Raw genomic sequence first — 24,409 nt, 5'->3', positions numbered from 1 at the left:
GCCAAAAGCCGTTTATTCTTAATAAACGGCTTTTTTATTTTTTATGAATATTCCACTTCACCCTGTACTTGCTCAGTGCTCAACAGCACTTAGTTAAAGCCTATACATCTGTTACAAACACAGCTCTATATAATTATCCATTTACGCTTTTCCTAATAAGCGCTCAGCTTACAAAATATCATCCTCATCTCAATATTATTTACTTAGCATGCTAAACAATTAAACTAGTTAGCATGCTAAGTAAAATCAAGGATGCCGATATGTCATTTTCAGAACCCATGCCACTTCATCTTATTGCGCTTTTTGCCCGTACAGCGCAAAAGTGCAGAAGAGCTGTTACTGAATCTGTCGCACACCTCGACCTTACAGAGTCTAGATGGCGCGTAATGATTCATATGTCGTTACTTGGTGAAGGCTGTACACAGCAGATGGTGGCAGAAAGCTTGGAAATAGAAATGCCTAGTTTAACGCGCACCATCAAGCAGCTCGAAACTACGGGTTTAATCAAACGCGTTACAGGTGATAACGACAAACGAAGTCGCTTGCTTTATTTCACAGATAAGGGCAAAGGCCGAATGAATGATATCGAAAGTACGTTAATGGCACTTCGAGATGAAGTGTACGCAGGAGTATCGGACGAGGAATTACGCACTATGGCTAGATGTGTTCAGAAAATTGAAGCCAATGCAGCAAAATTGTTGGAGTCATTTAAGTGAGTCAACGAACACCAGATCAGGAATTTGCTAGGTATATAAAACTGTCTTTGGTCGGTTTCGCCATCTGTTTTGTCTACTTCATTATTGCAGATATACGCATGCCTATGACACCACAGGCGAGGGTTTATCATCAGGTCACACAAATCTCACCCCAGATAAATGGGCCGATTAATGAGGTGCTTGTCAAAAATAATCAAACCGTAAAAGAAGGACAGGTTTTGTTCACTATTGACGAAACACCTTACCTAATTGCGCTTGAGAAGGCGCAGATTGCTTTGGCAAATGTGGAACTAGAAAATGCTCAAATTGATGCCAAAGCAGAAGCGATAAGAGCCAAATTAGAGGCAGCATCCGCAATTTACGACGAGCGTAACAATGAATTTCAACGGCTGCGTTCCCTAAAGCAGACCAAAGTGGTATCTCAACAAAACGTAGATAAAGCCTACGCTCAGCTTAAAAGCGCCGAAGCTGAAATCAGTACGCTTGAAGCCGAACTAAACCAGCAAGTTGTTGCTAGAGGTAAGCAAGGCGACAAAAACCTGAAATATTTAGACGCGGTAAATGCGGTCAAACGGGCAGAATTAAACTTAGCCTATACAAAAATTAAAGCACCGCATAACGGCGTCATGGCAAACATGCAGGTAACTCAGGGTACTTATGCTAAGCAAAGTACGCCGCTTGCCTCGGTAGTTGATAACACGTTAGATGTGGTTGCAGACTTTCGAGAGAAATCGCTAACCAATGTAAAGGAAGGGATTCAAGCTAATGTGGTTTTTGATGCGCTACCTGGCATAGTGTTTAAAGCGAAAGTGGCTGAGTTTGAAGCTGGTGTAAGTGACGGTCAACTCGCTGCCAACGGCACCCTTGCAAGCGTTGAAAAATCGAACCGATGGGTACGCGATGCGCAGCGCCAAAGAGTCCATATTAAGCTTGATGAACAAAAAATATCGTTAAAACATCTCACCAGTGGTGCTCGCGCTACCGTACAAATTGTGCCAGACAATCCTGTTGAAAGGGCGGCAGCAAATATTCAAATTCACTTTATAAGCTTACTGCACTTTATTTATTAAACTTAAATTATGGTTTACTAGACATAAAATATGGAATCACAGCTAAGTAAAAATGATGTTCAGCAGATGCTTCGGATCGCGTCAGGTGCCACGTTAGGGTTTGCTATATCGAAAGCGTTGGATTGGCCTAATCCGATATTTTTCACTTTGTATCCAATTCTATTGCTTGGACTGGTGGCCGTTATAAACGGTCACATTGTTCGACAATTTCTTGCCGCAACAACCTTTCCTGCGGCTACTGTTTTAGTGATCTACGGCTTGTTCGGCAGCCACCCATTGCTGATCACACCGCTAATTGCCGCCACTTTTGCTTTTTTGTTTTGGCAGATGAGTAAAGGTACACTGTATTTATTCGGGGCCTTTTCTCTTGTAGGACTATCGCTGCAACTTCATTTTGCCAGCTACAGTAGTGATGGAATAGATATCTATGCATTGGTCATATCAAACATAGGTGCAACTCTGTTGGCATTGATAATTGCATTCGCCTTGCATATTGTTTTTCCCGATGAAGCGCCGCGCACGCCTTTGCCCAAAGCGACAAAAGATAAAACGAGTATTCGTCACGAAGTTATCTTATGTACGACAGTCGCCACATTATCCTTTGCTGTGTTTCAAACCTTTGACTTAGTAGATTCGATATCAGCACAAGCTGCGAGCGTCTTGATACTATTTCCACTTTGTTGGAAAGGCGCAACGATGAGTGGATGGCAACGGGCACTGGGTACACTCATTGGTTGTAATCTTGCCCTGCTCGCCCAGCTCATTTTGCTCAATTATAGTGATACGTTATTTTTTGCTAGCTTTAGCTTGTGGATATTGGTGTTTTTCATTAGCCGCCAACATGTCTTAGGCGGAGGTGGTGCTGGTACTGGCTTCGGTGTGCTAACGACCTTTGGCATTTTGTACGGCCAGTCACTCTCACCTGAGCAGGATATTATTTATAGTGCGCTGTATCGCTTTTCATCGGTAGTGGTTGCCATTGCACTTAGCCTGTGTGTTATTTACGTTGTACATCGCGCTCTCAACGCCTATCAAGTGACACGACATCACACATTTTATTAGCTTCGAGTTCTCTAACGACTTTAATTAGTTATCCACGCTAAAAACGCAACAAGAAATAGGCAATTTACCTATACTTATGTTTTATTTGATGCGTACTAAATTTTTGAAACTATGTGCTATATTGAGTTGTAGATAAAAAAACCAATAAAACAAGGACGATGAATGCTGCGAATATTGCTCGCATGGCTTGTAATAGCATGCTGTTGCCAGACGGCCAACGCAGCTAATTTCAATAACTCACAAACTATGTTGTCTTTAGATAACGATGTAGTTTTTGCGGTAAGTGACTCAGCAATTATAACCGGCGAAGAAGAGTGGTTGTATAGCGCTGATGTTATTGATAGGTCGCCGTCACAGTATTTGCATTTCAAAGTTCGTATTTACAATCAGTTAGATACACAAGTTCCCGTTTGGTTTTCAATAAGTTTCCCTGCAATGAAAACGTTAGTTGTCACCGATGGCAATTATCAATGGGAAACCGGCGACAGTAAACCTTACAGTACTCGAGCGGTGAATACGCCCAACTATCATTTCCCCTCTGTATTGCAGCCGTCTTCTTATACTGAGTTTACCGGCACTATGTCTGGTGAGATTTTAAGATACAGTTTCTCGGTCGCCACACCTGAGTATTACAGTAACTTGTATATGAAAACCTTGCAGCGGGATATGGCATTTTTCGGCGCAATGGGGCTGCTTACCCTACTTTGTGCATTAGGCTATATTGCTAGCCGTAACTTAGTTTTTTTGAGCTTTGCATCATTTATTTTTGCGACAACATTTTGGTTTTTCCGCGTGTTCGGTTACGCATTTGAACTACTGTGGCCAAATACACCAAGCTTGAATGACATTAGCTATGCCATCAGTATTTATTCGGTATTGATTACTGCCTTTTGGGTATTGTTTCAAACTCTTGCCAGAGACAACCACGAAGTGTACGGGGCAAAGACGGTGAAACGATTCTGCATAGTGTTGCCCTTTATGGGTATTTTACTTTGGCAAACGGTGGGATTAGATATTGCCTTAAAGCTTCCTGTTGTCCTCTTTTTCCCTTATATACTGATAGCGGGTATTGTTATCGTCGTAGAGCACAAGCGGGGCTCTGATAGAGCCAAGTGGCTAGCTGCCGCTATGCTTCCAGTAACATTTAGTACCCTAGTCCTTACTATTATTGCACTTTTTGAGGTCGAGCTTTATTTAGAGCCCATCGCCACTTTTATGTCTGGGCTAGTTATGACATGCCTATTTATGGTCGCACTTACTGCCAGCTATATGGTGAAAGTTGTTCAAAGAGAACGAGACGCACAGAAAGAAGCTGCACAGTTAAAAAGTGAACAGGCATCTAAATTAGAAGCACTGGTAAAAGAACGTACCCTTGCGCTCGAACAAACGAATAGCACTCTAGCAGAACTGGCTTCCAAAGATAGTTTAACGGAGTTGCCCAATCGTCGTACGCTGGATATGTTCGTAGACAATACGTTTGATAAAAGCTTACACGATCATGACGCGCTAGCCATTGCGCTAATCGACTTAGATCACTTCAAAAGTATCAACGATACATTTGGGCACGATGTAGGTGACGAAGTACTAAAGGGCATTGCTAACATTCTTGCGCCGCTTAATGATGAGGGACAAGTAGCAGCGCGCTATGGTGGTGAAGAGTTTGCCATTGCAAAGCGCATTACAAAGCCTAATGATAGTCAGTTTAGCGAAGCCGAGGAATTTGCAAAACAATTGGAAATCGTCCACCGTGCCATAAATCAGTTAGCGATTGCATCTATAGATGACAGGAAACTGGGAGCATGTATAGGTTGGACATTATGTAAAGGCTCCGACGATATTGTCGAAGCCTTTAGGCGAGCTGATAAAGCCCTTTATGTAGCCAAAGATAAAGGAAGAAACCTAATCGTTCCGGCTTTATGACACCGTAACCACCGCCTTTCGCTTACCTTCTTTTGAAAATTGCAGCGCCTTGTTCAAATTATCAAATTCGAAAAGATTGGGGATCTCAACCACTAAAGATTGCTCAGCGACTTGCTCAAGTAGCGCCTCTCCGTTTTTCACCAAGCGCTGCCACTGTGATAAATCGCCATAATCATGCAGCGCGCCTAGGGCTATCTCATGATAAGAAATAGTGCGCGTAAAAGGCGCATCAATAGGCTCTTCAATACGACCTAAAATACTTACCACGTGCCCATTAGCTTCGAGAAGCGGCACGAATGACGCCGCATAGTCTGGACCATTTGCATCGAAAAGCGCGTAAAAGGTTTGCCCTTCAGGCTTATTGCGATGAATGGCTTTTACTCCCACCTCATCGGCTTGCTCTTGCGTAAAGCTACCTGAGATAACATGCACACTAAAACCTGCTTGTGAAAGCATTTGCGCCAGCAATTTGTTAACTGCGCCCATACCGCTGACTAACACGTCAGCCCCCTTCCTGACCGGCACTTTACTGAACGCTTGCCAGGCAGTAAGCATAGGACATGGCAACGCAGCAGCTAGCGCAAAATCAACACTTTCTGGCACCACCATTACGCGACTAGCGTACACCTCACTGTGATCGGCAAAGCTTCCGTTTTCACCTAGGCTATGATGGTAAGCCACCCGCTTACCCAGAATGCTGTTATCAACGCCCTCACCTACAGCTACAACAACTCCCGCACCGTCCACACCGGGAATATGCCCTTTTTCCCAGTCGCGCGGGTTATCATCGATAAATTTCCAGTCAACTGGGTTAATGCCAATAGCATAGTTGCGCACAACAATACGCCCTGCTTCTGGCTCAGAAAATTCCCGTACATCTTGTACCAGTGCAGCGCCGGCCTGTTCAAATTGCCAAACGTTAGCTTGCATAAAAGCTCCTTAACACGGTGATTTTTCCAATTAGTCCCACGCAGGTGAGAAATCTGGGTTGGCTTGACGGTCGCCACAATCTAGCGCATCAATTTTTGCTATATCCTCTGCATCTAAGGTAAGTTCAAGCGCTTTGAAATTGGTTTCCAGGTTTTTACGCTTAGTCGACGATGGAATAGTGACTAAACCATGGGCCAGCTCCCAGGCTACCACTACCTCAGCAGTGCTCACGCCGTGCTTATCTGCAATGGCAATGATGGTCTCGTCTTTTAACACTTTGCCCACAGCAAACGGCATATATCCTGTCACTGTGATACCGTGTTTCTCGCACGCTGCACGCACTTTTCCATTAGTAAGATAAGGGTGCACCTCTACCTGATTCGTTGCGATAACGCCGTAGCCTAAGATACTCACCGCTTCTTCAATTTGTGCCACGGTAAAGTTAGAAATACCAATTTCTTTTGTCAGGCCTAGCTCCTTAACGCGCAGCAATTCACCTAGGTACTCTTCCATGCTTTCGCCATTTTCCGGTGACGGCCAATGAATAAGTAGCAGGTCAACGTACGACAGTTGAAGCTTTTCCAAACTCTCTTTTACGCTATCCACAAAGCTTGCTTTATTCAGCTTGTCATTCCACACCTTAGTGGTGACGTATAGGTCTTCACGTGCAACAAGATTGTTTGCAATAGCGTCTGCAATAGCGCGACCTACCGCTTCTTCATTGCCGTAAATTTGCGCCGTATCAATGTGACGGAAACCCACTTCAAGTGCCATTGTCACGCTGTTATAGGCTTCATCGTCTTTTAAGCGAAACGTGCCTACACCTAGCGAAGGAATTTTAGATTGTGACTGATTTACATTCGGCATGATGCCTCCTTGTTGGTTCCGTTATTTATGAAAGTGAGGTAACACCTTGTCAGCAATGCGCTGCATCGCGCCTTCTACTGGTTGCGTATTACGTCTGAAGTGCAGGCCAATATGATCAACCCCCGCATCTTTCATTGCATTGAGTTCTTTGATAAGCCCCTTTACACCAGTTTCAACCCCGAATCGGTGGCGTTTTATGGGCGCTTCGTCGTCTTCAACCAAATTAAGATGAATAAAACTAACGTAAGGCTTATTGCCCGCGACATTTCGCCATAGTTCTACGCGCTTTGCATGGTCGTTTGGTGTACCTGGATACGCCAACCAACCGTCCATATTTTCTCCAACCCACAGAGGGCTTTGCTGAGCGAGCCCAGCAACGTACAAAGGCGGCGTGGTTGAGCGCGGTAACAGCGACATGCCAGACTTAAGGGAATTCTCACCGTCCTTTACAATTTCAAGTGACTGCCTGAATTGCTCTCCGCGACTGTCAAAATCAACATCGAACAACGGATATTCCACTGGTCTATCCCCACTGGCTACACCGAGTATTAGGCGGTCGTTACTTAGCTGCTGCACCGTTGCTGCCGCCTTTTTAACAAGCCATGGCTGCCTAAGAGGTAAAACAACAGCGGCTGTGCCTAATAGAATATTGTCTGTGATACCTGCTAAATAGCCCAAGTAAGTGAAGGTTTCGAAAACCTGAGCTGCATCACCAAAGCTAGGGTCATAAACTGGCACATCTCGTACCCACGCTGCTTTAAACCCTAGTTTGTCGGCTAGTTGAATACGGCTGTGATGCTCGGTCATATCAGGTACGCCGAATGGCGTACCTTTTGTGGCGTCGAAATGCGCCCAGTCGTTATCTAGCGGAAGCTCTACACCTACTGAGAACGTGTGTTGTGCAAGCTTATCAAAGGTATTTGTCGTCATTATGACCTCCCTACGCGCTCGTTGTGTTATTCGCCGTATTCGCAGTACTGAGTGCACGCTTGTCTAAATAGCCGCTGTAGCGAGTAACAACCAAAGCTGAGACAGAAATAAGCGCACCAATCCATGCGGTATCTGATAGCTGCATACCATCAACAATTGCTCCGCCTAGAATTGAGCCCATCGCTATACCTATGTTAAATGCCGCGATATTTAAGCCTGATGCCACATCAACAGCATTAGGAGTAAACTTCTCTGCTAATTGAACAACGTAAACCTGTAGCCCTGGAACATTGCCAAAGGCAAATGCCCCCCACACTAAAACAGTAATCACTGCGGCAACTTTACTGCCCATGGTAAACGTCAGCGCAAACAAGATGATGGCAAGGGCTGAAAAGATGATTGTTAGCGCGTGGATTGGGCCTTTTTTGTCAGCAAGTTTGCCGCCATAAATATTGCCTACCGCGACGGATACCCCGTAAAGCAGCATAATTAAGCTTATGGCTGAGGGCGCAAAACCCGCCACTTCCTGCAATATAGGCGCTAGATAGGTGAATGCTGTAAATGTGCCGCCATAGCCCAAAATCGTCATTAGATACACTAATACCAGACGAGGCTGAACCAATACTTTCATTTGTTCACCTAAGGTGGCAGGCTTGCTTTGTTTAAGATTACTCGGTACCAACAGTGCACTGCCGATTAGCGCTAACGTACCTAGCGCAGACACCACAAGGAAGGTTGCTCGCCACCCAAAATTTTGACCAATCCAAGTTCCCAAGGGTACACCGGTCACAAGAGCTACGGTTAAACCCGTAAACATAATGGCAATAGCACTGGCCTCTTTTTCTTTCGCCACAAGCCCAGTAGCAATAGTGGACCCTATGGAGAAGAACACTCCGTGGGCAAGGCCTGTCAGTATGCGGGCTAAAATTAAGCTCTCGTAGCTAGGGGCTTGCCAGGCAAGAATGTTACCTGCCACAAAAAGCGCCATTAAGCTAAGCAGAACGTGCTTTCTATTCCACTTACCCGTAAGAGCGGTAAGAACCGGTGCGCCAACGGCAACACCAACGGCGTACAAACTTACTAGTAAGCCTGCGCTCGGTAACGTAACGCCAAGGTCTGTTGCAATGGTAGGCACAAGCCCCACTATCACGAACTCTGTTGTGCCAATAGCAAACGCACTTAACGTTAACGCAAATAATGCAATAGGCATTTTAGTTATCCTCAAAAAGTAATTAACGAGATGGCGTGATTTACATCGCCACTGCTGGCTTCTAGAACGAACATCTACTCTGTTCTTTGAAAGCCATTAATAAAGTGCGTACAGTTTGACGATAAATTTATTTGCAAAAAACAGCACTAATGACAAAATACTTTTGCGATATATGAAAATATAAGGTGTATAATGCCAGTCTCATCAAAAACTGAAGATTTAGAAGCCTTCCTAACCGTTGTGGATACAGGTAGTTTTTCCAGTGCTGCAAATTTGCTTAATCAGCAGGTTGCGAAAGTCAGCAGAGCGGTTACCCGCCTTGAAGATAGCTTAGATGTAACTCTATTGAATCGCACTACCAGACGGTTGGAGCTAACAGAAGAAGGTGAGCTTTTTCTCCAATATGCCAGAGACGGGCTAAACGTATTGGAAAAAGGCGAAGAAGCATTGCGACTGTTAAAGCGCGCCCCATCAGGCAAGCTTCGTGTAGATGCAGCAAGCCCTTTCGTACTGCACCAGCTTGCGCCGTTAGTAGGCGAGTTTCAAGAAGCATTTCCTGACATTACGCTCGATATTACGAGTCACGATAGCATTATCGATTTGTTAGAACACAAAACCGACATCGCAATACGTATTGGTGATTTAAGCGACTCTAACTTGCACGCTAGACGTTTAGGAAAAAGTAAGCTGCATATTGTGGCAAGTCCGCAGTACCTTGAAAAGTATCCTTTACCTGAAGATGGCGGTAACGCAAGTTCATTGAGTAACCACAAACTAATTGGTTTTAGCGGCTCACCAAATTTGAATAAGTGGCCACTTAAGCAAGATATCAACTTGCAATACAGCCTTCATGCGTCAAGCGGTGAAACCATTCGACAACTATGCATTGCAGGGCAAGGTATCGCGTTACTTTCCCACTTTATGGTTCATAAGGATATTAGCGAGGGCACGCTTGTCGATTTGTTTAGCGAGGATATTGTGAGCCCAAATCGCAGAGAATCAGTGCAAGCGGTGTACTACAAAAATAGCGCCGTATCGTCTCGTATCTCTGCGTTTTTAGACTTTATCCAACCTCGCTTAACGCTTTAAACAGAGATTACTTTGTGCGTCCTTTGCCTAGTATTTTCTTAAGCATACTTGGTGAAAGGCCGTTTACGATTAGCGCTGCAATCATCAATATTGCGCCGGCCATAACCATAGGCAGCAGCGTTTCTTTAAGCAATATCACAGAACTTACATAGCCCACAATCGGGGTAAGTGTACTAATAAGTACGATTTTATCTGGCGGTAATTTAGGTCCAGCCGCAACCATAAGGCCAAAACCAAGACCCGTTGCCACAGGGCCAATGTAGGCAAGTAACAGCCAGTCACTTAGATCGTAGGCCCCAAAATTTGGCGTTGGCTCTACTATCAGAGCAATAGCAAGCATGGCGAAACCAGCAATGGTGAATTGCCAGAATACCGCCTCAATAACGCTACCTTTCCATTTATGAAAAGACACTCGACGAATAGCGATCGCCCACAATGCAGACGCTAACAGCATCCCAAACAGGGGTAGCCATGCTCCCGGTTGCCCCGAGGCGAATAGGATCATTGCGCAACCAATAGTAGAAATACCGGTAAGGATTAATCGCTTAGAAGGCGGGCGTTGCCGATACCATAATGTATCTATAAGCAGCATCCAAAGAGGGGTGGTATAAATAAGAATACTGGCCGTGCCCGCGGGGATAAACTGCAGGGAGACAGTAATAAGCCCCATAGATAGGATAAACTGGAAAAACGCAACGACAAAAACTACCGAGCGATCTTTACGATTGAGCACCGGTAAACGTTTTTTTGTGATAAGTACAAACAGCGCAAGTACGGGAAGGCTTAACAAGAAGCGTAAGCACACCATCCACACAGGGCCAACGATCTCTAGCCCTAGTTTCATACCTGGCCAGTTAAGTCCTAAGCACAACACCGCAACCAAAAGCATTTTAATACCTTTTGATTGCTCTTTTTCCGCCACCGATAATGAAGACATGCGTTTTTAAAAATCCAATTACACGAAATGCGTTAAGAAAAGTTTCTACCGCCGAGTAAGCTGAATGTAGGCGGAGAATTTTAAGGGCGCAAATATAAGTGAAATGGCGGTGAATTGAAACCTAGCCTGCCGTGTAATGACGTTATTTTGTCGACCAAATGGTCAGCTTTTTAAAACCCCGTGGAAACTTTGCTATACGGGTCTTTCGCCGCAACGTAAAAATATGATTTACAGGTACAAGGCAATGGAGAGCAGCTTACGCTCTCCCTTCTCTATTTTACTGACACTGTGCATGTATTTGTCGGGTCGAAAGAAATAGATTCGATTGAATAAATTAAAAATCACTTTCTCCGCCCAAAACTGACCACCCAGCTCAGGCTTTTTTAGCACTACGTTAAATTTAAAATAACGCCCGCTTCCCATAGGGTCGTTATGTTCTAACACACGATGTCCCTCTTTATAGGTAACCACATTTATGGCAAAACGTTTTGACGAAACTATTGCCTTGTTGAGCACTTTGGCCATGCTAATTTCACCTTGGATAGCGAGAACATGGTGCAATTTAAACACGCAGGGCTAAGTGCTGGGAAGCATATGCTGAGTTCGGATAGTGCTTTAATATACATGAAACGCATATGCCTAACGGTGGAGCCGCAGACTAGATTAGTTTTGGGTTCGTCCACTTCATGATTTTAGCGTTTTCTTTTTGTGCGATATTTCCATTAATACCGCTTTTGTCGTTATCGCTACTTTCTACGGTGTAATAGTTTTTACGAGTTTCGATATGTTCAAAACCTGAACTCTCGTACAGAGAAATAGCCGTGTAGTTACTTTCACGTACTTCTAGCCACATCTCACGCATTGCATTTTTCACTGAAGTCTCAATGACAAAATCAACTAAAGCCCGCCCTACTCCATTGCCTCTAGCGTTTTTATCTACAGCTATATCCATTAGCGTTGCTTCATCAACAACTTCAAGCATAATGGCATAGCCGATTACCTCGTCACCTTCAAAGGCAAACACTCCGTAATAGGGTTTAGTAAAGCAATCCGCAAAGGTGCTTAACTTCCAAGGTGCGACTTGCGAGTGCTGATGGATAACATGTGCACTTTCAATATGCTTATCAAAGCTTTCAGGCGTTACGATGACTAACTTCATAGGTTTAGACTATTGGGGCGCAACGGAAGCGTTGTTTAACGCTTTACCCGCGCTGACGAGCTGTGCCCATAACGCCCGTTTCTGCGTGGCGGTGAGTTTAAGCGGTGTGGCTGGCAATATAATGGCAGTTTCAGTTACTGATAGCGTACGCCCAATCATTATGGTGCTAGCCCAATGTGACGGAATACCTAACTGAACACAGGCTAGCTGCAAGTCTTTAAGCCATTGCTGAGACTTCGCTTTCTGTTCGGCACTTAACGGGATACCTTCTGGCGATAAAGGTCCTTTAGCTTCGCTTTGCGCGACTTCTGATTTATTCGCGACATTTTGCTCAGTTGCTTCATTTGATAGCGCGCGACGAGTAGGCATTTCGGCTGTGACAGCAACTTTAGGCTTAGGTTTATCTTTTGCTCCACTGCCTACATTTGCCCTTAATTGGGCAAGGCGTGACTGTTTTTCTTCTTGCGAGATTGCCGTTGACGGCGGCTTATTTTCCTGACCGTTTTGGCTAAAAGGTGTTTGTGGCGATGTACTAACAGCCGCACCATGCGTTGACGCTGAGGTACTGCCTTCTTTTAAGCCTTCCTGCTTTTTCATCTTCGCATGGGCGTCTTTAGTGATCCACACTGGGATCCCCATTTCCTGTAATACCGCCTGCTGATATGAAGTAAGAGACATTGCGTAAAAGACCTAAAGTAAATAAACCGTTGTTTGCCCAAGTTTACTAAAGTTGCTGAGCTGAATGAATAACTATCGCATTCTTTTACCTAAAGTGCGCTATGCCGTATGCACACAAAGAATAATAAATACTACCCATCAGCCAGAGAGGCATTGGAATCTTTTACTTTACAAGCATTACGACTTAAAGCATTAGCTAACGCTTAGGCTATTGAGTATTTAAACTCACGTGGCAAAACACTAATAGTAAGCACTATGAATAAAAACTATGAAAAATAGGCTTGTAGAAAAAACGAGATAAGTAGTTTACAAAGAAGTTTGTTTATTTGAACTGAATCGTTCACAAGAAGAGAAAGTGGCAGGGGTGGAGGGACTCGAACCCCCAACCATCGGTTTTGGAGACCGCTGTTCTACCAATTCGAACTACACCCCTAGCGCGCTGTGCATTATACGGATGACATTAAAAAGGTAAAGCCTTTTTATCACTACCATGCACTGCATGCTTAATTAACACGCAATGCGCTGTTTTTTCAATCGAATAACGTCAAATATGTCTGTTTCTAACCATTGAACTAACCTTAAGCAAAGGCAAGCCTAAAGCGCTTCACGCTTTGCGTTTAATTACTTTTATTCGCATTGAGCGCAGCAAACCACAGGTCGTTTGTTATATGGACAATGTCAGAATGTAGCTTGAACTTGTTCAATGCATCGCCTTCGTCAATATTCATGACATTTGCATAGTGAGCAACTAATTCTTCGCTTTCATTCTTGTTAAGTTTATTGATAAGGCAACAGCTTGCTAAGTCGAAGTAACGATTTCCCATTGCAGCATACTCCCAATCAATGACTTTTATCGAGTTGTTGGTACCAAGCAATAGGTGATTAATCAACAAGTCGTTGTGGCACAACACGCAGTCTTCATCGTCTTGCTCACTTTTGATTACGCTCTTTTGAAGCGCCTGCGCCTTTAAATAAAGTTCACTGCCCGTATCAAGTTTTGCGACATCACAATAATGCTGCCACCTTGAAACTAAATTTAACGGCCTTGCGGTAATAGACAACGAATGAATGCGCACTAAGGTTTCAGCTAACATGTGTGAAGGATGTCTAGTTGAAGAAAGCTTAGCGCTTGCACTATGACTTTCCCACTGTTCAATCCAGATTGTTTCATCATCGCTTAACCAAATTGGTTGCGGCGCTATTCCCTCTTCATATAGCCGTTGCTGTAGAGCAAACTGATGTTTACGTTCCACACCACTGAAATCATCATCACCCAACCACTTAACGGCTAAATCTATGGGCACATCTTCACACTTTTGACGAACGTTAATTTGAGGGTTACCTTCAGCCAAACTTAACAGGTTATTCGCTGGGTCTTGAAGGCGATAAACACGGTTTACCGCGCCAGCAGGATGTACCGAAACATTTGCACTGTCGCTGAGATTAAGCGCCTTTTGCAGCGTGGCGATGATATCCAACCTGTTCACCTTGTTTTTTATATTGCGCCAACCATTGATAATGGCCGAATACTGCGAACCCTACGTAGCCTAGGAACAGGCAGGCAGACAATGCATAGCCCACTTGCAGGTATAAATATGCCGAAGCTAAATTTATGAAAAACCAGTAAACCCAATTTTGCAGTATCTTATGGGCCACCATAAATGTGGTAACCACACTCAATAAATTGATACTCGCATCTAATAGTAGGTACTCACTATTAAATTGCGAACCAGCCACTTCAGAGAGAACCCATGCGAGTAATAACATGCTTGGGACAATGAGCGAGTGCAACCACAGCGGCCAATAAAGTACTGGCTTTACCTCGCCATCTTCCGCCCCTTTAGACCACTGATAATAACCGTATCCCGCCATTACCATGTAAAAGAAATTAAGCGCAGACTGAAATGGCAACGTCACCTGCCAGAATAACCAAGTATAAATAGCTGTGCTTACAAAGGCACAGAGCCAGCACCAGCTATTTTGTTTAGCCGCTAATAATACATAGGCGATGGCAAGAGCAACCGCTACCCACTCTAGCAGTGAAGTAGCGGCAATTTGAGAAGTGAACTCAGAAAAGAAGTTAGCCATTAAGATGACTTTCTTGCTTGCATAGCATCGAAGTTTAAAAACTTAGCAACGAAAATAGCCTGCCCCACTTCTTCGTGAGTTCTCTGCATTTCATCGCCGAGTACTTTCATAACAACGCCATAGTCACCTGTAACCTGCGTGCTGGTAGAACATGTTGTCACCGTGATATCACTATAGCTATTTAACCTATCGATAAAATCTTGAATAGGTGGAATATATTCGTTAACCAAAGGGTACAACGACAGTTCAACCATAACTTGCATGTCTTTTTCCTTTTTTAAAACGCGTATTTAACAGTGATACCAAACTGGCGACCGTTACCTATTTGGTAATATGGTTCGTTAAACGCATACTCATCGCGAGGGTCGTTGCTGAAACCACCAAAACCTCGAGTGTAATACTCGCGGTCAAATGCATTTTGAACCCACAGTGAGGTCTGCCAATCACCGTGTAACACTACAATTTCAGAATTAATCAGTGTTGTGCTTGGCGCGGTTACATCATGGCCGTCAGAAAAACGGTATTCGCTTTTATAGTCTATATCTAAGCGCCATAGCATGGTGTCTGTAAGTGCGTACTCACTGTAAATGTTTGCGGTCCACTTTGGTGACTGAGCCTGTCTTTGCTCAGATACTTCAGTACCGTCTGCTAGTGTATACCCTTCAAATGTAGCGCTTAGATAACCAACACTTGCATCTAACTGCCATGCATCGCTAGCAAACCAACTCAGTTCTAGCTCGGCCCCTTTGTTTGTACCCAAATCAGCATTATCGATAATATCTACAAAACCTGCCGTGCCGTCATCGCGAGTGATAACGTCAAAATCACTTACCTGCGTATCTGTTCTATCCATGTAGAAAATAGCAGCGCGAGCAACTAAGTCAGGCGTTAGCAAGGGGCCTTTTACACCCACTTCATAGTTCCAGTTGTATTCTTCATCAAAGAAACGTTGATTATCGTTTACTCGGCTGTCGGGATTAAAGCCTGCGCCTTTAAAACCCCGTGAAATGCTGCCGTAGTAGAAGTGGTCGCCTTGCGTATACTGAAGCGCTACCTTTCCGCCAACCATGGTGGTGTCAAACGCGCGTGTAAGTTGGTTGTTATCGGCGTAATCGAAGTCATAGTTTTCTACTCTCACTCCGGCTACAAGCACTAAGTTGTCCTTCAAACGGCTTTCCGTCTGAGCATAGATAGCAGTAGTCGTTGGGGTATACTCACTGGCAAAGTCACTATCAAGGTATGTGTACTGACGAAGTAACTTTTCTTCTGTGTTTTTATAAAATACGCCTAACGTCCAGTCTGTCATACCGTCGAAAAGCGCAGCACTGTCAGACGACACAAAACGCACCTCACCGGTTTGGGTTTCGACATCTCGGTAGTACGCATCAAAATACGTATAACCCCACGGGTGGAAGCCATCGAATGTCCAATCTTCATCGTATCCATACGCGATGTTATGAGACGCATGAGTGGCAATAAGGATGAAGTCGCCCGCGGCTGTACTGGTAGTTGAGCGTGCGCTTACTGCATGCGTTTGGTGTTCGTCAAAACCTGGCTCGTCAGACAGTGTTTTGTTATCGTTATCGAGCGAAAATGCATCGTAACCGTTGTCAATATCATACCAGCGGTAGGTAAGTGCAAGCGTGGTTCGTTCGTCTACGCTGCCTTCAACGGCAAAGCGCAATGCGGTCTCATCGATATTGTTAGTGTCGCTTCTATCTAGAAAGGTGTTTTCTACAAAGCCATCGCTACGGTTATGAACAAGTGCAACGCGATATCCCCAATCCGAATTAATTTCATCACCCGTTGCCCCTTCAATACGGTAGCTCTCTTTGTTACCAATGCGGGCTTCTACGTAGTCTGGCGCGTCGCCACCTACGTTATTACTAGAAAGCTTAACCGCACCAGCGAGTGCGCCTGTGCCGTAAAGCGTAGCCTGAGGTCCGCGATAGACTTCTAGTTGCTTTGTATCAAAAATGATACCTGCTGCAGCAAGGCCTGAAAAATCAAAATCATCGACAATAAAGCTTACGGAAGGGTTGATTGGTTCAGCGAACTGGCTACGCTCACCAATACCGCGAATTTGCACGAAGCGGCCGCGCGATGCACCCGCAGCAAAGTTAACATTTGGAATACTGTTTAACACACTGTCGATGTGACTTGGCTGCCTGCTGAGAAGACGCTCCTGATCTAAAATCGTCGCGCTAGCACTTAGCTGGTCAAGTGTAGTTTGTCGAAAGTCACCAGATACGACGACTCGTTCAATATCAGAAGGCGTGTTTTTTGACGTGTTGTTCACTGCAGATTCTTGCGCAAAGGCAGCAACAGAACTTGCTAGCAATGATAGTGTGAAAAGTGTTTTATACATGGGATCTCTTGTTCTTATTTAAGAAAAAAGATCCGGGTCTAACGGCAGGTGATAAGGCTATGCTGTGAACCATCCCTACGCCGGTATTATCCGGATCAGGTGTAAGGGTTCCCACGTGTGTGGATCTCAGACCGTAAACGGACACCCCTTGGTATAGTGTTGGGCTACGCAAATAGCAACCTCAACGTATGCGACGGAGTCTACCAGTTAGATACACGCCGTCAAGCAGATAAGACATCAAGCTAAGGTTATAATTTTTATATGATATAAGGTATTGAAAGCCCGAGGCTATTCAGTGTCAATATTCATATTAAGACGACGTACTTCATCGTCAGTCTGTGCTTTTAACCCTTCTAGCGTTTTGCCGTGAGCCGTTGGTTGGCGAGTATCTGGGTCAACCTTTACGAATACAATGTCATCTGCAAAGCAGATAGTTTTCTTAGTGGCCTTGTTGCGCACTAGACAACTTACGGTAATAGATGACCGGCCTACGGCTTTGGTTTCCAGACCAAACTCTACAATATCACCTTGCATCGCTGGTGATTCAAAACTAATTTCGCCAATATGCTTAGTCACTAAACAATTGGTCTCTAACTGACAGATTGCCCAAATGGCAGCCTCTTCGTCTATCCATTCTAACGCGCGGCCACCGAATAAAGAATTGGCGTAATTAAGATCATTTGGCATAACTAAACGCCGAGAAAGAAAGCGCATTCGAATTCCTCACAATAAATCGCTACTATAGCGTTAGATTATACCGAAAAAACTGATTCATGGCGCTAAATCAATTACGCGAATGGCTTCTTGCCCCCTATAGTAAAAAAAGCTGCGACAATGGCTGCGAAAACAGCTCACTCTTATCAGACGTAACTTACCCACTTCACCGAAGAATGCTGGTAATTTCTGGTCATGATACGCTCTGTGAAGCCGCACTATCCATTATTCAGACTTTAGCTGATGACACTTCCACTTTGAGCGTAGCGACCTTTACTAGTGCAGAGCTAAAAGGAAAGAGACGGAAAAAAGTGCTTGGCAGCGAGTACGATATTGCGACATTGGATTGTAGGGATTCTTTTAAGCCTGGTGATGCAATGGCAGTGGCAGGCATAGTAAAACACCACGGGTGTTTAATACTTATCTGTCCTGAGTTGGAACAGTGGAGCAGCAATGCTTCAGTTTCTTTTCTTTCAGAAGGCTTTACACTCGCCCATAGCCGATACCTGGCACGCTTTATTGACTGCCTGCATGCCGAAACTAGAATAGCAATAATTACTGAATCCACAGCTAGACTACCGGATTTAGCAACCTATCGAGTAGAGAAGCTTTCCTTAGATAATGCCTATAGAGGTTCTCTATTTCGTTCCAAAGAACAAGAAAGCACATACGGCCGTTTGTACCAGTCTTACTCGTTAAATAAGTTGAACACCTTGCTCACTGCTCCGAGGGGGAGAGGTAAATCTTCTTTGTTAGGTATATTTATTGACAGCTTAGTGAGGAAGGGTAAAAACGTGTTACTTACCAGCGAGCAGCGTGAAAACGTTGCTAACGTAATGTCTCATTTTCACCACTTTGATGACAGCAAGAAAACAGGCAGTCAGTTTCATCATACCGACTCTGTGAATCAAGAACACCGAGCAGTTGAAAACGGAAGAAGGTCCTTAGGCTCTGTAAAATGGGTACCGCCTGACAGCGAACTGCTATACAACAAAAACCATACAGCGTATGACCTTGTTGTAGTCGATGAGGCCGCCTCAATGCCCCTTCCAGCCATAAACCGTATCATAGCAACAAACCCTCAGTGGATTTTGAGCACCACGCTGCAAGGCTATGAGGGTTCAGGAAACGGGTTTATTCATAAACTCGTTCCTAACTTGCCTAACGACAGCATTCATTTAACCCTGTCGACCCCCCTGCGATGGTTTGAGAACGACCCTGTTGAAGCATTCTTTGACAGCGCATGTTTATTTGAGGGCAGCTATGCCGACGATAACATCACAGGTATTGAGTCAGAAGACAACCTTGAATTAATAGAGAGATGCAAATTCTGTATAAGTTCTTTTGAAAACTTAAACGAAAGCACGCTTCAGCAAGTCATGACTCTGCTTGCACTGGCGCACTACCAAACCACGCCAGACGATTTTATGCGTTTACTGGATAGTCCTGACGTAATGGTTGCCACACTGAAGTTGGGCACTCTTGTGTTAGCAGCCGCAATTATAAATATTGAAGGTGGGATTAGATTAACCCATGTATCAACTGGTATTGCTGCGGGACAGCGCCGTCCTAAAGGCCATTTAGCCGCGCAAAGGCTTACCCTGCTTTCTAGTACTCCTAAAGCTGCCACGTATAATTATTGGAGAATTAACCGTATTGCTGTACATCCGAAACTTCAGGGGAGAGGCTTGGGTAGTTATGTAGTTAATAAAGTCGTTAACGCAGCCCGTGAACAGTCCATAGATGCAACTTGCACGTCCTACGGGACAACATTGAAGCTAGATAACTTTTGGACTCAAAATGGTTTTGACATAGTTGATTATGGCCGAAAACCTAACAAGGCCAGTGGTGAGACGAGCGCGTTAGCTGTGCTGCCCCTTTCCCCTAAAACAACTGAACTTGTAGCTAACCTTATGTCATTAAAAGCAAGCTTTGACGCCACCAATGTGCATGAACTTTCCAAAACCGTGATCGAAATCTATATAGCAAAGCTGAGTCATTTTATTCAGGGTACAAGAACGTTAGAAGATGTTTGGCCAATTTTGCATAAGTTGTCGAAAGAAGCGCAATCTGACGCTCAGTTTAAAGCGCAAAGTAATGCCCGAGATTGCCGCAATATGCCTAGAATAACTGGGGATACGCAGGAAAAGTTAGACCTACTGATAGAGGTGGTAAATGCAAAAAGCTACCTAACAACCCTATTCAGCAATTCGTTCATAGATATAAAGCGAATCGAGGGTGTTTTAATAAATAATGGCATTAACGTAAATGGGTTGAAAGAAGCTACCTCATTAATAAGAACTGAGTTGCGCCCTGCTTTTGACCAGTTACAGTAAAAACACTAAGCCTAGCTATTAGTTTTTACAGGCGTGTTTTTTACTATCCTGTAGCCTTTTACCTTAACTCTCGTCTTACTTATCTTTTAAACACTACAAATTACTAGGCAAAAAAAAAGCCTCCCGAGGGAGGCTTTTGGCTAAATCCGAATATTAGATATTAATACCGCGGTTTTTAGCTTTTTCCTTGATGTAAGGTTCCCACGCTGCCGCGTTACGGCGTAGCGAGCGATCTTTCTTAGCTTCTTGTACATGCTTGTATGCAGATCTAAAGTTGCCCGCGTAGAAATTCGCTTCCATAAGTGTGAAGTGAATCTTCTCAGGGTTTTCAGCGCCACGCTCTAGAGCATTCTCTAGTGCTTTGATAGCGCCTTTATAGTCTTCTGCTACAAGTAAAAGCGTACCTTGTTTACGATAATGCTCAGGGTCTGAACTCTTAGCCGCAGCTTGTGCATACAAGTTTGCCGCTGTTTTAAAGTTTTTAGCCTGGTGATATGCATTAGCAATGTTTGCAATCATATCAGCATCGTTCTTCAACAAGCCTTCTTTCATGTGCTTTTCAAGAAGCTTAGCAGCCTTATAAGGCATACCGTTACTTTGATAAAGCTGAGCAAGCGTTTTGATTTCTGAATCTTTTTCTAGATAACCCTGCATGTATGCAAGTTCTAGCGTTGAAAGACCCTTTTTGTAGTCTTCAACCAAGATATAGAAAAAGCCAAGACGCGACCACCAAGTCTTTTCCTGAGGGAAAGTACTAACAAGATCTTCCGCTACAGAAACCGTTTCAGGGTACATCTTACGCTCGTAGTAAGAAGTTAGCTTAAGAACATAAGGGTTCTTGTTTGGCTCTTCATACAAAGCAATTGCCTTGTCTGCTGGCTCAATCATTTTAGCTAACTGCTTAGACTCAAAGTAAGCTTGCGCTAGGCGAGTGTACACATCAGCATCTTCCTTACAGGTAAATTCCATCCACTTGTTATACCATTTGATGGCATCAGTGTACTTCTCTTCCTGCATGCTCAAATCACCTATCAATTTAAGTGTTTGAGAGTGCTCTGTGTCGTTAAGTACTTTTGGCTCAACAGAGTCAACCAAATAGTTTAACGCCTTAACGCCCTGACCTTCTTGTGAAGCCAATAAGTTACCGATGAAACGTTTAACGTAAGCTTTATCAAAATCGTCTGAAGGGTCGATTTCATAAAGTACATTTAACGCTTCGGTAAGCTGGTCTTCATTATAGAATTCAAAAGCTTTTTGAACTTTTTTACCGGTACGCTCACCTACTAGCGTTGTTTTGCCCTTTTCATATCCAGGGCAAACAACAGGTGCCGACTGCGCTAGAGCAGCGGGTGCTGAAAGCACCGCACCTGCGCCTAGCACTAAAGCAACGGCTGACATTTTGAATGTACGTTTCATCATGATCATTGCTCCAGTTTAAAGTCTAGCTGTACGAACATGCCTGTCTGTCTAACTGGCTTGCCATCAACGATCTTAGGCTTGTATTTCCACTTACGTAGAGCACGACGTGCTTCACGGTCGAATACGCGCTTAGGTTCAGCTTCGATAACTTCGATATCTTCAACACCACCAACTTCGTTGATAGTGAAAGACAGTCTTACCCAACCTTCACGGCCATCACGGGCTGCATCAGGTGGATATTTCGGGTCGATACGAACGATAGGTGTAGCTTCACCGTCACGTTGCATTGCACCAACACCACCGATGTTTACACCAACACCACCTGTGTCGATAGCTGGAATAGCTAAGCTAAAGCCATCTGCATCAGGTTCCGCTGTTTCCGGCTCTACTTGCTCCATTTTAGGAGGCTGTGGAGGCGGAGGCGGTGGTGGTGGTGGAACACGAGTACGCGTTTGCGTCTGGTCGTCTGGTTCCTGCATTACAATATCGATAACCGGTGCAGGCGGAACTTCGTCTGCTGGTCTAGATGAGTTTTCAATCAACTTAGCCATTAGAACGAAAAGGGCAAATGCAACACCAGCACCTAAAAGTATAGATACAATTATACGTAACATCTTATCCCCTTGCCGCTACCGAGACTCGGTTAACGCCAGCGGCTTTAACCTGATCCATAATCTCAACTACTAAACCATGCTTTGCTTTAACGTCAGCTTGAATGATTACGTAGTCAGTTGGCTGCTCGGTAAGCAGTCTTTCAATATTCGCTCTTACGCTGTCCGGCGCTACTTCACGCTTATCTAGCCATACATTTCCGTCTTCAGTTACGGCGATGAAAATGTTTGCATTTTTGTGAAGAATCGCCTGGCTCGCATCTGGCTTGTTGACTTCGATCCCTGCTTCTTTAACGAAAACAGTGGTAACGATAAAGAAGATCAGCATGATAAACACGATATCCAACATGGGTGTCATGTCGATCTGTGCATCTTCTTCCTCGGTTCTGACTTTTCGAGCCATAATCTCTCTCTCTAATGATGTGGCAGGCTATCAACTAGCCCTTCTCTTGCCAGCTTCACTTTCGCTTCAAGACGCGAACTGATGAACAGTCCAGATAGCGCGGCTACCATTCCCGCCATTGTCGGGATAGTCGCCATAGAGATACCAGCCGCCATTAGACGTGCGTTGCTGGTGCCCTGTGTTGCCATTGTCTCGAAAACACTGATCATACCGGTTACTGTTCCAAGTAGACCGATTAGTGGACACATTGCAATAATGGTTCTGATAATCAGCATTCTAGCGTTTAGATCGTCTGACGCTTGAGAAATCCACGCGTCACGGATTCTATGCGCATACCATGATGTGGTATCTGCTCGGGCATCCCAATTCGCGATGATGTTTTTCTTCACCTTTGGGAAGACCGAGGTTAAATACCAGTAACGCTCAATCATTAAAACCCACATGAGAAAGAGCGCGGCAGCAACGAAGTAAAGTACGTCACCGCCGGTAGCGATAAAGTCCCTGACCGATTCGAATAATCCAATCAGGTAATTCATATTACGCTTTCTCCGACTCTGAGTGAGCAGCTACGATACCCGCAGTTTGCTCATCAAGAATGTGGATGATTGACTTGCTACGAGAAGCTACGATGCTGTGAGTAAGGATTAGAGGCAGAGCCGCGATAATACCTTGAGCAGTAGTTACAAGAGCCATTGAGATACTTCCTGCCATCATACGTGGGTCACCAGTACCGAATAGTGTGATAGTTTGGAACGTCTCGATCATACCTAGTACTGTACCTAGTAGACCTAGTAGAGGAGCAATCGCTGCGAAAATCTTGATTACGTTGATGCCGCTTTCAATTTTAGGAAGCTCGCGAAGAATCGCTTCATCAAGTTTAAGTTCAAGGTTTTCTGCATCAGCAGTTTTGTTCTCTTGGTAAACTTTAAGAATACGACCTAGAGGGTTACCTTCAGATGGGCTGTTCACGTTTTTAAGCTGTGAACGCATTTTACCACCAGTGATGGTAAGCGTGATCATCTTATAAAGACCAATTAGTAGACCAACAGCTAGCATTAGCGTAATTGTGTAACCTACTGGACCACCCGCGTGATAACGCTCAGACATTGTCGCTTTTTGCTTCAATAGACCAAGGATACCGCCTTGAGAAGGGTCAGCGTAGAAAGGTGTGAAACCTGAAGTCGCGTCGATTAGATCTTCAGCAGACGCTACGAAGTGACCGTCTGGTTGACGACCTAGAGGCTGAACAACTTCAGACTCGGCGTCGTATGCTAAGTAACCATCTTCACCAACAAGGTTGAAAGTACCGATACGAACAACTTCTTGCTGTGAAGAACCGCCGTCTAGGTTAACTACTTCAGTAGTAAACTTAACAACTTCACCACCTTCAGTCATTTCTTTTTGAAGTGCGAACCATAGGTCTTCTAGTTCTTTAATGTTAGGAAGACCTTTAGAGTCTTCTGACATTTCCGCTAGGAACTGGCTGCGGCCAGGGAACTGTGCACTAACGATTGATGTAGAGATACGACCGTAAGCTTCAGAAGATGCTTGACGTACCACACCAAACATTTCGCCAAGTGTACCAGTAGCTTGGTCAAGCTCAGCGGCTTTTTCGTTTAGTGCTACTTCGTTGTCTGAGAATTGCTTCTGTAGACGATCGCCACGGTCTTGCTCAGCTTTAAGGTTTGCTTGAGCTTTGCGTAGAAGCGCTTGCTTATCAGCACGTGCTGATTGGAACTCAGCTTCACGCTTTTTGTCTAGACGAGCTTCAGAAACACGGTTCTGTTGAACCTGGTCTAAAAGATCTTTCAGGCTCTTTGCTTCCTGAGCTTGCGCTCCGGTTGCCGCAACTGCAACTGTCGCAGCGGCTAAAAGAGATTTGAATACTGGTTTCATTAACAA

The 24,409-nt window shown here is 44.5% G+C and carries 24 protein-coding genes, 1 tRNA gene and 1 riboswitch; of the genes, 6 read left to right on the top strand and 19 right to left on the bottom strand.

Going from position 1 to position 24,409, the window contains the following annotated elements:
* The first annotated feature begins 260 nt into the window (after positions 1–260).
* From ACXAGK_RS03660 to ACXAGK_RS03645, 4 genes are all read left to right on the top strand, one after another.
* Positions 261–716: a MarR family winged helix-turn-helix transcriptional regulator gene (locus tag ACXAGK_RS03660; protein WP_474854160.1), complete on the top strand. Its 456-nt coding sequence runs from the start codon at positions 261–263 to the stop codon at positions 714–716.
* Positions 713–1,786: an HlyD family secretion protein gene (locus ACXAGK_RS03655; RefSeq protein WP_474854158.1), complete on the top strand. Its 1,074-nt coding sequence runs from the start codon at positions 713–715 to the stop codon at positions 1,784–1,786. Before ACXAGK_RS03660 ends, ACXAGK_RS03655 begins: the two co-directional genes overlap by 4 nt.
* Before the next feature lie 30 nt (positions 1,787–1,816).
* A complete protein-coding gene (locus ACXAGK_RS03650) occupies positions 1,817–2,848 on the top strand; it encodes a DUF2955 domain-containing protein (RefSeq protein ID WP_474854156.1) in 1,032 nt (343 codons plus the stop codon).
* Positions 2,849–3,010: 162 nt separating this feature from the next.
* Positions 3,011–4,768, top strand: coding sequence for a diguanylate cyclase (locus ACXAGK_RS03645; protein WP_474854154.1), 1,758 nt, complete (start codon positions 3,011–3,013; stop codon positions 4,766–4,768).
* On the opposite strand, the gene ACXAGK_RS03640 is transcribed toward ACXAGK_RS03645, so the two are convergent.
* The 4 genes from ACXAGK_RS03640 to ACXAGK_RS03625 are packed head-to-tail and all read right to left on the bottom strand — an operon-like array spanning position 4,763 to position 8,705.
* Positions 4,763–5,698 (bottom strand): alcohol dehydrogenase catalytic domain-containing protein, encoded by a 936-nt coding sequence (locus ACXAGK_RS03640; RefSeq protein ID WP_474854153.1) that lies wholly within the window; start codon positions 5,696–5,698, stop codon positions 4,763–4,765. The two genes, ACXAGK_RS03645 and ACXAGK_RS03640, sit on opposite strands and share 6 nt — an antisense overlap.
* 30 nt (positions 5,699–5,728) lie before the next feature.
* Positions 5,729–6,565, bottom strand: coding sequence for a 2,5-didehydrogluconate reductase DkgB (gene dkgB / locus ACXAGK_RS03635; RefSeq protein ID WP_474854151.1), 837 nt, complete (start codon positions 6,563–6,565; stop codon positions 5,729–5,731).
* A 21-nt stretch (positions 6,566–6,586) separates the two neighbouring features.
* Positions 6,587–7,495 carry a TIGR03571 family LLM class oxidoreductase gene (locus ACXAGK_RS03630; RefSeq protein WP_474854149.1) on the bottom strand — a complete coding sequence of 303 codons (909 nt, stop codon included), beginning with the start codon at positions 7,493–7,495 and terminating at the stop codon, positions 6,587–6,589.
* A gap of 10 nt (positions 7,496–7,505) precedes the next feature.
* On the bottom strand, positions 7,506–8,705 hold the full coding sequence (locus ACXAGK_RS03625; protein WP_474854147.1) for an MFS transporter: 1,200 nt from the start codon (positions 8,703–8,705) through the stop codon (positions 7,506–7,508).
* A 192-nt stretch (positions 8,706–8,897) separates the two neighbouring features.
* Between ACXAGK_RS03625 and ACXAGK_RS03620 the strand changes: the two genes are divergently transcribed.
* The gene (locus ACXAGK_RS03620) at positions 8,898–9,794 is read left to right on the top strand and encodes a LysR family transcriptional regulator (RefSeq protein ID WP_474854145.1); all 897 of its coding nucleotides are present in this window, start codon (positions 8,898–8,900) and stop codon (positions 9,792–9,794) included.
* A gap of 7 nt (positions 9,795–9,801) precedes the next feature.
* On the opposite strand, the gene ACXAGK_RS03615 is transcribed toward ACXAGK_RS03620, so the two are convergent.
* From ACXAGK_RS03615 to ACXAGK_RS03570, 10 genes are all read right to left on the bottom strand, one after another.
* Positions 9,802–10,731, bottom strand: a complete 930-nt coding sequence (locus ACXAGK_RS03615) for a DMT family transporter (RefSeq protein ID WP_474854143.1) — start codon at positions 10,729–10,731, stop codon at positions 9,802–9,804.
* 228 nt (positions 10,732–10,959) lie between these two features.
* The gene (locus ACXAGK_RS03610) at positions 10,960–11,256 is read right to left on the bottom strand and encodes a 2OG-Fe(II) oxygenase (RefSeq protein WP_474854141.1); all 297 of its coding nucleotides are present in this window, start codon (positions 11,254–11,256) and stop codon (positions 10,960–10,962) included.
* A gap of 133 nt (positions 11,257–11,389) precedes the next feature.
* Positions 11,390–11,890, bottom strand: a complete 501-nt coding sequence (rimI, locus tag ACXAGK_RS03605) for a ribosomal protein S18-alanine N-acetyltransferase (protein ID WP_474854139.1) — start codon at positions 11,888–11,890, stop codon at positions 11,390–11,392.
* Between the two features lie 9 nt (positions 11,891–11,899).
* A complete protein-coding gene (locus ACXAGK_RS03600) occupies positions 11,900–12,568 on the bottom strand; it encodes an alanine acetyltransferase (RefSeq protein ID WP_474854137.1) in 669 nt (222 codons plus the stop codon).
* A gap of 356 nt (positions 12,569–12,924) precedes the next feature.
* Positions 12,925–13,001, bottom strand: a tRNA-Trp gene (locus ACXAGK_RS03595).
* A 184-nt stretch (positions 13,002–13,185) separates the two neighbouring features.
* Entirely contained in the window at positions 13,186–14,046 is an 861-nt protein-coding gene (locus tag ACXAGK_RS03590) for a phosphotransferase (protein WP_474854135.1), read from the bottom strand.
* Positions 14,012–14,656 carry a nicotinamide riboside transporter PnuC gene (gene pnuC / locus ACXAGK_RS03585; protein ID WP_474854134.1) on the bottom strand — a complete coding sequence of 215 codons (645 nt, stop codon included), beginning with the start codon at positions 14,654–14,656 and terminating at the stop codon, positions 14,012–14,014. The genes ACXAGK_RS03590 and pnuC overlap by 35 nt, the downstream gene beginning before the upstream one ends.
* Positions 14,656–14,919, bottom strand: a complete 264-nt coding sequence (locus ACXAGK_RS03580) for a hypothetical protein (RefSeq protein ID WP_474854132.1) — start codon at positions 14,917–14,919, stop codon at positions 14,656–14,658. The genes pnuC and ACXAGK_RS03580 overlap by 1 nt, the downstream gene beginning before the upstream one ends.
* Before the next feature lie 14 nt (positions 14,920–14,933).
* Positions 14,934–17,024: a TonB-dependent receptor gene (locus ACXAGK_RS03575; RefSeq protein WP_474854130.1), complete on the bottom strand. Its 2,091-nt coding sequence runs from the start codon at positions 17,022–17,024 to the stop codon at positions 14,934–14,936.
* A 55-nt stretch (positions 17,025–17,079) separates the two neighbouring features.
* A riboswitch (TPP riboswitch) is annotated at positions 17,080–17,183 on the bottom strand.
* Between the two features lie 129 nt (positions 17,184–17,312).
* Positions 17,313–17,738, bottom strand: a complete 426-nt coding sequence (locus tag ACXAGK_RS03570; RefSeq protein ID WP_474854129.1) for an acyl-CoA thioesterase — start codon at positions 17,736–17,738, stop codon at positions 17,313–17,315.
* 59 nt (positions 17,739–17,797) lie between these two features.
* Here ACXAGK_RS03570 and ACXAGK_RS03565 point away from each other — a divergent pair, with 59 nt between their 5' ends.
* Complete coding sequence (locus ACXAGK_RS03565; protein ID WP_474854128.1) at positions 17,798–20,074, top strand: GNAT family N-acetyltransferase; 2,277 nt, start codon at positions 17,798–17,800, stop codon at positions 20,072–20,074.
* Between the two features lie 153 nt (positions 20,075–20,227).
* Here ACXAGK_RS03565 and ACXAGK_RS03560 read toward each other — a convergent pair whose 3' ends face one another.
* The 5 genes from ACXAGK_RS03560 to ACXAGK_RS03540 are packed head-to-tail and all read right to left on the bottom strand — an operon-like array spanning position 20,228 to position 24,403.
* Positions 20,228–21,493 carry a tetratricopeptide repeat protein gene (locus ACXAGK_RS03560; protein WP_474854126.1) on the bottom strand — a complete coding sequence of 422 codons (1,266 nt, stop codon included), beginning with the start codon at positions 21,491–21,493 and terminating at the stop codon, positions 20,228–20,230.
* A gap of 2 nt (positions 21,494–21,495) precedes the next feature.
* Positions 21,496–22,107 (bottom strand): energy transducer TonB, encoded by a 612-nt coding sequence (locus ACXAGK_RS03555; RefSeq protein WP_474808114.1) that lies wholly within the window; start codon positions 22,105–22,107, stop codon positions 21,496–21,498.
* A gap of 1 nt (position 22,108) precedes the next feature.
* Positions 22,109–22,507: an ExbD/TolR family protein gene (locus ACXAGK_RS03550; RefSeq protein WP_012517737.1), complete on the bottom strand. Its 399-nt coding sequence runs from the start codon at positions 22,505–22,507 to the stop codon at positions 22,109–22,111.
* Between the two features lie 11 nt (positions 22,508–22,518).
* On the bottom strand, positions 22,519–23,043 hold the full coding sequence (locus ACXAGK_RS03545) for a MotA/TolQ/ExbB proton channel family protein (RefSeq protein WP_012517736.1): 525 nt from the start codon (positions 23,041–23,043) through the stop codon (positions 22,519–22,521).
* 1 nt (position 23,044) lies between these two features.
* On the bottom strand, positions 23,045–24,403 hold the full coding sequence (locus ACXAGK_RS03540; RefSeq protein ID WP_474808117.1) for a MotA/TolQ/ExbB proton channel family protein: 1,359 nt from the start codon (positions 24,401–24,403) through the stop codon (positions 23,045–23,047).
* Positions 24,404–24,409: the final 6 nt, after the last annotated feature.

This window comes from Alteromonas sp. ABM1_013, assembly GCF_056160505.1.
This window is presented reverse-complemented; position numbering and strand designations above follow the sequence as displayed.